Source organism: Pseudonocardia sp. ICBG601, from assembly GCF_020496245.1.
In genome coordinates, this window is record NZ_JAHLJA010000181.1 from 50,938 (window position 1) to 62,817 (window position 11,880).

Annotated in this window: 11 protein-coding genes; 4 read left to right on the forward strand and 7 right to left on the reverse strand. The window is 69.6% G+C overall.

From position 1 onward, the window contains the following. Positions 1 to 81: 81 nt before the first annotated feature. A complete protein-coding gene (locus KPL57_RS58345) occupies positions 82 to 1,305 on the forward strand; it encodes an ISAs1 family transposase (RefSeq protein WP_226351754.1) in 1,224 nt (407 codons plus the stop codon). Between the two features lie 5 nt (positions 1,306 to 1,310). Beyond that, positions 1,311 to 2,561, forward strand: coding sequence for a hypothetical protein (locus KPL57_RS58350; RefSeq protein ID WP_226358605.1), 1,251 nt, complete (start codon positions 1,311 to 1,313; stop codon positions 2,559 to 2,561). A gap of 25 nt (positions 2,562 to 2,586) precedes the next feature. Here KPL57_RS58350 and KPL57_RS58355 read toward each other — a convergent pair whose 3' ends face one another. Both KPL57_RS58355 and KPL57_RS58360 read right to left on the reverse strand, forming a co-directional pair. Continuing rightward, entirely contained in the window at positions 2,587 to 3,444 is an 858-nt protein-coding gene (locus KPL57_RS58355; protein ID WP_226351794.1) for a hypothetical protein, read from the reverse strand. Continuing rightward, entirely contained in the window at positions 3,441 to 3,857 is a 417-nt protein-coding gene (locus tag KPL57_RS58360) for a hypothetical protein (RefSeq protein ID WP_226351793.1), read from the reverse strand. The genes KPL57_RS58355 and KPL57_RS58360 overlap by 4 nt, the downstream gene beginning before the upstream one ends. Before the next feature lie 342 nt (positions 3,858 to 4,199). Between KPL57_RS58360 and KPL57_RS58365 the strand changes: the two genes are divergently transcribed. Beyond that, on the forward strand, positions 4,200 to 4,748 hold the full coding sequence (locus KPL57_RS58365) for a hypothetical protein (protein WP_226358649.1): 549 nt from the start codon (positions 4,200 to 4,202) through the stop codon (positions 4,746 to 4,748). Next, entirely contained in the window at positions 4,672 to 6,291 is a 1,620-nt protein-coding gene (locus KPL57_RS58370) for a relaxase/mobilization nuclease domain-containing protein (protein WP_226358607.1), read from the forward strand. Before KPL57_RS58365 ends, KPL57_RS58370 begins: the two co-directional genes overlap by 77 nt. 35 nt (positions 6,292 to 6,326) lie before the next feature. Here the strand turns inward: KPL57_RS58370 and KPL57_RS58375 are convergent, their stop codons facing one another. The 5 genes from KPL57_RS58375 to KPL57_RS58395 all read right to left on the reverse strand — a co-directional run. After that, the gene (locus KPL57_RS58375; protein WP_226358608.1) at positions 6,327 to 7,556 is read right to left on the reverse strand and encodes a hypothetical protein; all 1,230 of its coding nucleotides are present in this window, start codon (positions 7,554 to 7,556) and stop codon (positions 6,327 to 6,329) included. 114 nt (positions 7,557 to 7,670) lie between these two features. Then, the gene (locus KPL57_RS58380) at positions 7,671 to 8,228 is read right to left on the reverse strand and encodes a hypothetical protein (protein WP_226358615.1); all 558 of its coding nucleotides are present in this window, start codon (positions 8,226 to 8,228) and stop codon (positions 7,671 to 7,673) included. 128 nt (positions 8,229 to 8,356) lie between these two features. Then, positions 8,357 to 10,039, reverse strand: coding sequence for a hypothetical protein (locus KPL57_RS58385; RefSeq protein WP_226358610.1), 1,683 nt, complete (start codon positions 10,037 to 10,039; stop codon positions 8,357 to 8,359). 190 nt (positions 10,040 to 10,229) lie between these two features. Then, a protein-coding gene (locus KPL57_RS58390) for an IS3 family transposase (RefSeq protein ID WP_226351113.1) occupies positions 10,230 to 11,494 on the reverse strand; the annotation gives its coding sequence in 2 pieces (ribosomal slippage) (positions 10,230 to 11,143 and positions 11,143 to 11,494; 1,266 coding nt in all). Between the two features lie 60 nt (positions 11,495 to 11,554). Continuing rightward, positions 11,555 to 11,880: DUF4913 domain-containing protein (locus tag KPL57_RS58395; protein ID WP_226358650.1), on the reverse strand; the 326-nt coding region annotated here is incomplete at its 5' end.

The following is an 11,880-nucleotide window of genomic DNA, read 5'->3' on the forward strand; positions in this document are numbered from 1 at the left end:
GTGGGTGCGGACACAGGCTTGGCGTGATCATGAGGGTGTCGAATCCTTGCTCACGTCAGGAAGCCTGTGTCCGCAGTGTCAGTGTCTCCGATCGTTGCTGCTCTGGAAGGCCTGGAGGTCGGTCCTGACGCGGGGAGAGCCGCGCCGGTCGGTGAGGCGGCGGGGTTGTCGCTGGTGGAGGCCCTGTCGCGAGTGCCGGACCCGCGGAAACCACGCGGTGTCCGCCACGGTGTCCTCGCGGTGTTGCTACTGGGGGCGTGCGCGGTGTTGGCGGGGGCCCGGTCGTTCACCGCGATCGCCGAGTACGCCCATGACGTCGGCCGCGCCGTGCTGGACGTGCTCGGGGTGGGCGCGGTCGCTCCGCACGAGTCGACCATCCGCCGGGTCCTGCAACGGGTCGACGCCTCGGCGCTGGAGGCGGCGTTGCAGTCCTGGGTGTTGCCCCAGCTCAGCGCCCAGCCGGCGGCGGAGGGCACACCCCGGCGAGAACAGCGTCGCGTGCTGGCCTTGGACGGCAAGACCCTGCGCGGCGCCCGCGTCCGTGCCGCCGACGGCAGGGTCTGGCTCCCGCATCTGGTGTCGGTGCTCGACCAGACCAGCGGTGGCGTGCTCGGCCAGGTTCAGGTCGCAGAGAAGGGCAGCGAGATCACCGCGTTCACCGCGCTGCTCGACCCCCTCGACCTCGACGATGTACTGGTCACCGCGGACGCTCTGCACACCCAGCGAGCCCACGCCGACTACCTACACCGCCGCGGCGGGCACTACCTGATGACGATCAAAGCGAACCAGCCCACGCTGCTGGCACGGGTACGGGCGCTGCCCTGGACCCAGATCGGCGTCGCTGATCGTCAACGCGGGCGTGGGCACGGCCGCGTCGAGACCCGCACGATCAGCGTGGTCAGCCTGCACCCCTGTCCCGACCTGGGCGCAGAGTTCTTCCCCCACGCATCCCAGGCGATCAAGCTGGTGCGCCGGCGTCGCCCACTGCGGCCTGGCGGGAAGTGGAGAACCGAGACCGCCTACGCGATCACCAGCCTGACCAGCACCGACGCCGATCCAGGACTGCTCGCCCGCTGGATCCGTGGGCACTGGTCGATCGAGAATCGCCTGCACTGGGTCCGTGATGTCTGCTTCGACGAAGACCGCGCCACCGCCCACACCGGTCACGCCCCGCAGGTCATGTCGGCGTTGCGGAACCTCGCGATCACCGCGCTACGCCTGCACGGCGTCAGCAACATCGCCGCAGCACTCCGCCACCACGCCCGCGACCCCCATCGACCACTGACCACCTACAAGATCATCTAGCGACTTTGCCGGGGCCCTGGGAGCCGGGGTCGGGCAAGTCGGCGTGTTTGGAGGCGATCGGTCTCGGCCTCGCCGCGTCGGGGTGTTGGCATGTGTTCTTCGGTGACGGCGACCCCGACGGCGGTTCGTCGCCGGTGCTCAACGATGTCGCCGATTGGGCCGAGTCCGGTCCGGACGGTGTCCTGGCCCAGCTGGCCGCGGTGGAGGCCGCTCTGGAGGTGCGGTCGCTGCTGAAGTCCACGCTCACCGAGGGTCCGCCGTCGGAGGACGGTGAGCCGGCGTTGGTGCCGATCACCGATCCGGCGGCCCAGTCCCCGGCGCGCAAGCTGCTGCCCACCCCGGAGCTGCCGGGCCTGATGTGGATTATCGATGAGTTGCATCGGCTCTCGACGCATCCGCACATGGTCGCGGCGGATTTCATCGGCCGGTTGGAGCGGGTGGTGCGGATCGGCCGTAAATACGGCGTCGGGCTGGTGGTGGGGACGCAGTCGTTGCTGGCGCCGGACTTCGGGCAGTCCACGGTGCTGCGGAGTTTCCTGACTGCACGGAACCTGTTCGCTTTCCGCAACATGAACCGCAGCGAGAACGCCGTGATCGACGGTCTCGCGGTCGCCCCCACGAGCTTGCCGTCGGGTGGTGGGTATTGCTTCGCGAACTCGGGTGGGCGGATGACGATGGGCCGGGTCGCCTGGGCAGAGGACCTGGGGGAGTGGGTGCGGTCGGTGCCCGGCGCGGCCCTGGATGTCGACACTGCTGCGGCGGTTCTGCCGTTCCAGCCGGTGCGGGGCCTGTCGCCGCAGGCGCGGTGGGAGACCCAGACGGCGAAGCTGGCCGCCTGGCGCCGCACCACCCACACCGGCGCCGGCGCCGCCGGGGAGCTGGCCCCGGAGGCACCGGCGCCGGAGCTCTCGGCGCCGTCGGTGGTGTCGGTGGTGGCGTTACCGGGGTGGGCGGGTGTCGCCGTGCCGGCGGCGTTGACCGCCGCCGACGTCGGGCCCCTTCCTGCCCCGGCTGAGGAGACCAGCGCCCTCGAGGTCGCGGAGCACGCCGGGTTGTCGCCTGCGCAGCGGGAGGTCTACGCCGCCCTGGCCGCCGGGCACACCCGGACCGGGGACATCGCTGCGGCGACGGGTCGGAAGGCCCCGGCGGTGTCGAAAGCGCTGACTGCGTTGGCGAGTGCGGGGTTGGCGGTCAAGACCGGGCGCTACTGGAGCGTCTCGACCGCGCCGGTCGGCGCGGCACGGGTGGGGGCGTGAACTCGGGTTTCGGTGGGGAAAGGTTTTATTGTTTGGGTGCGCCGCCGCGGGTGGTGGCGTGTTTGATGCGGAGTCCGGTGAGGAGTTTCGGGTTCCAGTGTCCGTGTGTGAGTAGTTGGTGTTGGGTGAGCCAGGCGACTGCTGTGTGGAGTTGTTTCCGGAGTCGTTCTCGGTCGTCTTTTCCTAGTCCTGCTGGTCCGGCTTTCCCTTTTTCGAGTAGTGCTCCGATGACGGGTGCTAGTGCTCGGCGTTCTTGTAGTGTTGGTGTGCGTCGGGCGAGTACGGCTGCGATTCGTTGTTGGAGTTCAGGTGTGTCTTGTGGGTGCACCATGGTGAGTGGTGTCATTTTCACTGGCCCGGTGCCTTGGATCTGCATCCAGCCGTTTTTCACGGGTTTCAGTGGTTCTGGGGCGGGTTTCGGCTTGGGTGGCGTCGGGGGTTGGCGTTTACGTTTCGGGGTGGGGCGCTTTTTCGGGGGGAATTCCCCTTCGAGTTCCCCGGTGGTGGTGAGGACCAGTACGCGCGCCGGGGTTGTGACGGTCCCGGTTGTGGTCACGTTGTCGAGGTACGCCGACCATGATCGGCATTTTGTGAAGGCGGATAGTTCGAGTCCGGCTTGGGTGGCGAGCTGGGGTAGCGCGGTGAGTTCGTCGACGGGGTAGCAGTGCGTGATCTGCATGGGCAGGCGTGGTGTCCCGGCGGGGAGTGTTGCTGTCACGGTGTCGCCGGGTGCTGCGTCGGGGATTTCGCTGCTGATGGTTGCTGTTTTACGGCCGTCGGCGAGTCGGGTCAGCGCTCCCCGCCCGAAGATCAAGACCGGTTGAGAGTCGTCGGCGGTGGCTGCGGCGCCACCGGCGGTGGTGGCGGTGTTGTCGGTGGTCATCGGGGTCCTGCTTCGTGTGCGCTGTGTCCAGCGGTGGCGTTGTCGGTGGTGTCGGTGGGTCGCGGTTCCGGGTCGGTGGTCACCGGAGGTGCGGGCGTCGGAGTGGTGCTGTCGCTGTCGGGGCGTGTGCGTAGTGCTGTTCCGGCGGGTTGGGTGCCGCAGCCGATGTCGTGGAGTTCGGTGGGGCTCCAGCCGGCTGCTCGGGCGGCGCGGTAGGCGTGGGCGTAGGCGGTTTGTGCGTCGCGCCATCGTTGTCGGGCGTTGTCGATTTCTGTGCGGGCGGTGTCGACGGCGGTTGCGAGTTCGGTGAGTGCGGTGATGGGTTGCATGCGTGCGCGGAGGAGTTCGCGTGCTGCTGTGCGTGCGTGGGTCTTGGCTTGTGGTGTTGCTGTTGTCGCCGCGCGCGCGTTCATGCGTGGAGTGTATCGGGTCTGGGGTCTTCTGGTGAGCGCCTAGCGCGGCCCTGGTCGAGGGGCGGGCTCTCTCGTGTGCTGCTCCGTGGGGGTGCTGCTGAGCGCGGATCTGCGCTGCGCGGTGTGCGTGCGCCTGCGGCGCAGCAAGTTGTGTGTTTTCTTTAAGAAAACACGCGGTGGGTCGCCGGTCGTGAGATGCTCGCCCCGGAGTCCGGGTCGAGCAGTTGTGTTGGGTGTGAGTGGTTGGGGGGTCGTGGGCGGATGGCGGGGTCGCGTCGTGGTCGGGCGGTGGGTGGTCGTCCGCATGGGGTGTTGGTGTGGTTGTCGACTGCGGAGCGGGTTGTGGTGGAGGCGGCGGCGGCGCGGTCGGGGATGGCTGTGGGGGCGTGGTTGGGGGTGGTGGGGGTGCGGTCGGCGGAGGTGGCTGCGGTCGGGGATGACGCGGCCGGTGATGACGCGGCCGGTGATGACGCGGTCGGGTCGGGTGTGTCGGTGCGTTCGGCGGGGGTGTCGGGTGCGCGGATGCAGGGGTTGATGGGGTTGCGGGCGGAGTTGATGGAGGATCGGCGGGTGTTGCGCAATGTCGGGGGGAACCTCAACGACGTCGCTCGGGTCGCGAACACCGGTGGGGTGGTGGAGGCGTCGGCGGGGCGGGTGCTGGACCTTGTCAGCAGGGCGGTGGAGCGGATCGATGCGACGGTCGCGGTGGTGGATGAGCAGGTGGGGGCGGAGCGCGCGGTGGTGCGGTCGCGGGCGCGTTCCCGAGCCCGGTGGGCGGCGGGGCGCCGGGTTCGGATGGGTGCGGGGGTGTGGGGTGATCGCGAAGATCAGTCGGGGGTGGCGCCCGTCCGGGCTCGTCCGCTACTTGATGGGCCCGGGGCGGGCGAATGAGCATGTGGGGCAGCGGGTGGTCGCGGCGTGGGACGGCTGTGCGGAGGCGCATCAGCCGGGTCGGCGTGCGGATGGGTCGTTCGATGTTGCGGGGTTGGTGGCGGAGTTGAGTGATCCTGCGGTGGCGGCGGGGGTGTCGTTGACGCCGCCGGCGAAGGGGGAGAGGCGTCCGAAGCAGGGCCCGGTGTGGCATTGCTCGTTGCGGTGTGCGCCGGAGGATCCGGTGCTCAGTGATGAGCAGTGGTCGCAGGTGGTTGAGGATTTGATGGATCGGACGGGGATCGCCCGGCGTGGTGATGTGGATGGGTGTCGGTGGGTCGCGATCCGCCACGCTGATGATCATGTGCATGTGGCGGCGGTGTTGGTGGGGCAGGTGTCGGGGCGGCGGGTGTCGCCGTCGTTTGACAAGCGGCGTGCGCGGGAGACGTGTCAGGCGTGGGAGGAGCGTCTTGACCTGGTGCGGACGGCGGGTGTGGATCGGTCGTCGGTGACGGGTCCGTCGCGGGCGGAGTTGGAGAAGGCCGCCCGGTTGGGATTGACGCAGCGGCTGGGGGAGCTCTCGGACTCGTCGTCGCGGGAGTGGTTGCGGCGGCAGGTGCGGGCCGCAGCAGTGCAGGCGCGGGACGCGGAGGCGTTCGTGTCGGTGTTGGCGGATCGGGGGGTGATGGTGCGGCCTCGTTACGCGGTGGCGGGGGATCGGGCGAGCGGCATGGTGGGGTATGCGGTCGCGGTTCCGCATGATGTGAACGGGGTGGGGGAGTCGGTGTGGTTCTCCGGGCGGCGGTTGGCGGCGGATCTGTCGTTGCCGAACCTGCGGGCGCGGTGGGCGTCAGCGGAGCCGGTCGTGTCGGTGGAGTCGGCCGGGGTGCGGCGGTATCGGTCGCGTGCCTCGCGTGTGGAGCGGGCGGCGGCGGTGGCCGGTGCGGTGTCGGCGATGGGCCAGGCGAGCGCAGCGCTGAGGGAGGCGGTGTCTGGGGACGGCGGGGTTCGCGTCGTCGTTGTTGCTGAGGGTGCTGGTCGTGGTGGTGATGGGGTCGTGCATGCGGTGGGGGACATGCTGGCTGCGGTCGAGACGGTCACCGCTGGTCAGGTGGTGGCTCGGCAGGTCGGTGGTCGGGCGGGGGCCGATCTGGATCGGGCGGTGCGGGTGCCGTATCGGGTGCTGCCGGTGCGGTGGTCGCCGGCGGCGGAGGCGTTGCGGTCGGCGGCGTGGCGGTTGGCCGCTGCGGGTCCGTTGGGGCGTGATGGGGGGGAGGACGCGGCCCGGTTGATCGCTGCGGTGGCGGCGGTGGTCGCGGAGGTGGTGGCGTTGCGGGAGGCGCAGCAGCGTCCGGCGCAGGCCGCGGCGGCGCGGCGGAGCTACGCGGCATTGACCGCTGTCCCGGCCGCGGCTGTGTCGCCGCCGGTGGGGGTGGTGCCCGGCGCCAGGTCCCCGGTGGCGGTGCAGGATCGTCGAGAGCCGCCCCGCCCGGTGCCACCGCGGCGGTCCCCGGTCCACGAGCACCGTCCGAGCCCGGGTCGGGGCCCCGGGCTCGGACGGTAGCGCCGCTGGTGCGGTTGTGCCGTTGGCCTGCGGGTTTACGGTTCGAGGCGGGCGTCGTGGATGAGGTCGGTGGCGTAGTTCTCCCGTCGGATGCGTTGGTCTTGATAGAGCAGGGCGGTGGCGCCGGTGCTGTAGCTGCAGCTGATCCCGAACACCGCGGCCAGGACAGCACCGACGCCGAGGATCGCGATCCAGAGTGGTCCGGTGAATCCGATCGCGATGGCGGCGGCGAGGGCGGGCAGGGTGATCAGGGTGGCCACGATCAGGAGGATCACGCTGATCGCGACGAGGACGGCGAAGCAGCGCCACCAGGAGCGGTGGACCAGGTCGAGGGAGCGGCGTAGCGCGGCTCCGGCGGTGAGTCCTTCGACGATCACGGCGGCGGGGGCGAAGGCGATCAGGACCGAGACGTAGATCAGTAACAGGACTGCGGCCACGGTCAGGATGCTGGCGAGGACGACGATGGTGTCCGAGGCCTCGGCGGGGGCGTCGGGGGTGTTCCAGAACGGGGCTGCGGCGGCGGTCTGGATCGCGGTCGGGATCAGGCTGAGCGCGGTGAGGACCGCCCACACTCCGTAGAGGGACCGCAGGTGAGGGCGGGCGGTGGCCCAGGCCTGCGACAGCGATACCCGACTGTGTCCGAGGACGGCGGGGCGCAGGGTGGACAGCACCATGGCCGCTGCGGGTGGGGCCACGATGAAGTAGAGCGCGACCAGCAGGAGGGTGAACAGCAGGTCCTGCGGTGAGGATGCTGCTGCGGCGGTCTGTGCTGCGGCTTCTGCCGCGGCCGGGTCCGTCGCCTGCGCGGCTGCGGCGGCGGCGTTGTCGATGGCGGTGGCCGGGTCGAACAGCCACCACCAGGTCAGCCCGCCGCCGCCGATCAGGACCAGTGCTGCGAGCAGGGTCGGGACCAGCACCGCGGCGGGGTTCGCCCGGACGAACCGAACCGCCGCGGCGGCGATCTGATACCACCGCAACGGCTGCAACGCCATGATCCCCGGCCGCGGCCCCGGCCCGCTGGGTCCTGCCGGAACGTCTTCTTTCATGTTTCCCTCTTTGTTTCGATGAGAAGTGAAATGGGTTGTGCTTTCGCTGACCGGTGGAACTCGAGGGTCCTGCGATGGTGACGTGGGGTCTTTTTCCTTGCGGTGGAGTGTGAAGTTGAACCACAGGGTGACTGCGCCTTGCAGGATGAGACTCGCGAAGAAAATCAAGTCCGCCCACGGCTCATCCGGGAAAATACGTGCGGACAGATACATCGCCACGCCGCACCCGCACACAATAATAAAAGCAGCAAGGAAGGACGGCTTCTTGGCGGGTTCAGCAGGCATGGTTCCCGGCTCGATCGGGAAGTGCCCCGACTCTGGGGAGGGGTAGGGTTACTGGAAGCATCCGCTCACCACGGCATTGAGTGAGAAGAATTCGAGGAGTATGCCCTGGGCGACGCCGCCGCCGTTCTGGACGATAGCGGCCTGCGCGGCAGCGGCTGCCGCGCCGACGGACTCTCCCCGCGCTCGCGCCGCCTTGAAAGCGTCGATGCCCAGTTGGGCGACCTTCTTGACACCTCCGGCGGCTTTGATCGCGCTCTTCAGCTTGAGGATCTTCGCCGGGGCGAAGCCGTTGGAGATGATCGCGATGGCGATCGCCGAGCTGCACACCCAGGCATTTGCTCGATCGGGCGGGGAGAGATGATTCCTCTTCCACTGATCCCATGCGGCATCACTGACAAGCACGGACTCGGGGATGGACTCAATGAACCGCAGCCCCTCTTCAAGATTCTTACTGTCCTGCCCGGCGAAAGTTTCCTGGACGTGCCGTTCCGCTGGTCGCGGCGTGTGGGAAGGTGCTGCGGCGGCGAATCCGGTGGTCATGCTCATCGGGATCGCCGCTGCCAGGATCACAGTGATGGTGCGTTGTGCGTACGTCGTCGTGCTCACGCTGCGTAGTACAGCACGATGCGAATCGTCCGATCAAGATCAGATGCGTATCGCACATGCGTGGCTACGAAGCGTGCAATTTCGGGCAAGTATCGCCCGAAATTTCATGTATGCGCGTTTTCGCCTGCTTAGGGGTGCTGTCGTGGGGTGTAGGCGTTTTGTCGTTTCCGTGCGAATCGGGTCGGGAGCGGCGGGGCGGGCTGTGCGGTGCCGATGGTGGTCCTGGTGACGACGCCGTCGGCGGTGCCGGTCGCGTCGGTGCGCTCGGCTGCTGACACCTGGTCCGCGGAGCTCTCTTGTTTCTGCTGGTCAGGAACGCGTTCCGGGTGCTGTACCTGGGCGGGTACGGCGTCGTGGGCAGTGCCGGGGGCGATGTGCTGGGGTTCGTCGGCTCGACCGATGGGGTGGTCGGCGGCGAGGAGGGTGTCGATGTAGTCGTCGTCGGCGGCGGTGCCGGCTCCGCGGGACGCGCGCAGGGCTTCGCGGTCGAGGACGTTGGTCGGGTCGAGCTGGTGGATGTCGAACGGTGTCGGCGGCACCTGCTCCCGGTCCGGGGTCTGTTCCTGGGCGGTGGCGTCGGCGGTGTTCTGCCCGTCGGCAGCGTCGTCTCCAGCAGTGGCGTCTCCGGCGGTGGTGTCGTGTCGTCTGTGGAAGGTGATGCTGCGGTCGAGGAGGGAGCGCAGGTAGATCGCCGGTGCCCGCGCGGTGCGGACGCGGTGGGTGGGGATCCGGGCGAGTTCGGCGGCCAGATAGCCGGTGGTGGTGTCGTCGCGATGCCAGGCGTGGAGTTGGCGGGCGAGGCCGGGCCAGTGCCGACATCCGGTGACCGCGGCGGTGGTGTCGTCGTCGAGGTGGCGGTGCAGAAGCTGCGCGGCAGCGGAGAGGTCGGTCCCGCGCTGCGGCACCGTCTGCCCGGGGCCGTCGGGCGTGGTGCTCGGCTGCTGCTGTGTGCTGGGGGTCAGGGTGTCGAGCGCGGCGATCAGCGCGGCGCGGGGATGGTCGCGGTCGAGCCGGTCGGGGTCGACCGCAGCCAGGACGTCGGCGGGGCGGTAGCCGCGTTCGTCGAAGGCCCGGAGCCGCTGGTGCAGGTCCTCGAGAGTTCCGCCGGCCGGGGCAACGCTGTCGGTGTCGGCGCTGTCGGTGTCGGTACGGAGGATTGCGGTGGCGCGGTCGGGGTGGTGGGGCCAGGCGGTGTACAGCGCGTGCCGGACGTGGTCGGTGAACTGGGTGTCGGTGGTGCGGAGTTGGGTGCGGGCGTGGTCGGCGCGCAGGCAGCCGTAGACGCCGAGGTCGCGGAGTTGGAGCAGGGTGCGTTGCTGGCCGTGGGTGAGTTCGTCGCGCAGGGCGGTGGCGAGGTCGCGGTCGGGGACGACGACGAACACCGATAGTTCTTTGTCCCCGCGCCGGCCGTGGGCCCACAGTCCCCAGCGGCCCCGGCCGCCGGAGGGGGCGTGGGCGGGGATGGGGCCGATGGTGGTGTGGACGGTCCACCCGAACTGCGGTTCCGGGCTGGTCAGCTCCTCGAACCCGGCCGCAGCAGCAGCAGTGGTGTCGGTGGTGGCGGCGTGGTGGAAGGCGGTCTCGTCGGCGGCGGCCATCGCCGCGACCCGCGGGTCGAGATCGGCCGCGTACTGGGCGCCCCGGCGCAGTGCGGCGTGCTGGTCGCTGAACGCCGCCCGGCCTCGGTCGAGGCGGTGTTGGCGCAGGGTGGTCGCGATGGTCAACGCGAGGCGCACCCAGGCCTGGGACTGCTCACGGCCGAGCCCGAGGGTCGGGACGTCGTTGATCGGCGCGTTTGTCGTTGTCGTCATCGCTGCGACTGCTCCTTGTCGTCTGCTGCGGCCTCGTCATCGACTCCGGCGCCGGGCTCGGTGGGGTCGGGTTCGTCGGGGTGGTGGTCCTGGCCGAGGTAGCCGACGGTGGGGTCACCTGTGCCGGGGGTGCGGTGGCGGCCGCCTGGGCAGGCGGGCCTTGACCCCGGATCTTGGACACGGTGGTTGATTACGCGGCTGTGGCTGTGACGGTAGCCCGGAGGGCCTGTTCGTAGGTGTTCGGGGACAGGTGCTGGCAGTAGGAGTGCCGTCGGCGGGTGTTGTAGCGGGTCAGCCATCTGAAGACCTGCCGTCGGCAGGTGGCCGCGTCGGGCCAGCAGGTGCTGTCCTGGAGGACCTCGCGTTTGACGGTGGCGTTGAACGACTCGGCCAAGGCGTTGTCCGCCGACGACCCGACCGCGCCCATGGAACGGGTCACCCCGAGCCGGTCGCAGAGCTCGGCGTAGGCACTCGAGGTGTAGACCGCTCCGTGGTCGCTGTGGAAGACCGCCCCGCGCAGCGACCCACGAGCCCGTTCCGCGGCGTGGAGCGCGTCGTTGACCAGGTCGGTGCGCATGTGATCAGCCAGGGCCCAGCCGGCGAGTTTGCGGGAGCAGCAGTCGATCACCGTGGCCAGATACAGGTTCGTCCCGCCTGCGAGGGGCAGGTAGGTGATGTCACCGACGTAGACCTGGTTCGGTGCTGGGGCGGTGAAATCCCGCCTGAGCAGGTCGGGCACCGTCTGCCGGGGCTGCTCGACGATCGTGGTGTGCACGCGGCGTCGGCGGCGGTAGCCGGCGATCCCGGCCGCGCGCATGACCCGCGCGACGCGTTTGTGGTTGACCCGATCGGCGGCGGCGACACCGTCGTTGAGCTCTGTGGTGGCCCGCGGCGCACCGATGGTGTTGTCGCCGTCATGGATCGTCTGGATCCGCGCCACCAACACCGCATCACCAGCGGCCCGCCGCGCCCGGACCGGGGCCGCAGCCAACCAGGCGTAGAACGACGACCTCGAGACGTGCACGAGCTCGCACAACCGCTTCACCTCGAAGGTGTGCCGGTGGTCAGCGACGAACTGGAAGCGGGTCACCAGCGCGTCTCCCCCGCGAAATACTTGGCCGCCCGCTGCAGGATCTCCCGCTCGGCGGTCAGCTTCTTCTCGCTGATCTCGAGTTCACGGACCCGGGCCTCGAGACGGGCGATCTTCTGCCTCGGTGGTTCCTCCCCACCCAGGCCCGACCCCGGCGTGGTACGCATGGGCTGTACCGGGCTGGGGCAGCTACTGCCATCAGCTGCGGTCTTGTTCCCCGTGCCGTGGATCGTGAGCCAGTCCCGCAACGTGCCCCGCGCGATGCCCAGGTCGTCGGCGATACCACGGACGGTGGCACCCGGGGTGGACTCATACAGATCAACAGCCTGCCGACGGAACTCGTCGGTGAAACTCTTCCTGGCCATGATCGCTGGATCATCTCGCTTCCCCAGCAGTGCTGGAATCAGCGTGTCCAAGATCTGGGGTCAAGCCCCGGCGGAGAACGGCCCGTGGTCGCTCATCAGGACCTCGAGGGCGTGGTCGAGGTGTTCGTAGTAGGCGACCAGGGCGGTGCCGGTGCCGGTCTCGGGGTCGGTGGCCTCGACCCAGGCCCGGTACAGGGCGGCGAAGCGGGCGAGGGCTTCACGGTGACGCCACCAGGAGCGACACCACCGGATCCGCCCCTGGCCCTGAGGCAGTTTCCGCTCGCACCGCTCGGCGATGGTGCACCGCACCCACGGGAGCAGGACTCGTATGTCCGGCTCGGTGTTGCGCTCCTGGGCCGCGCTCGTGTCCTGGGGCGCGGTCGTGT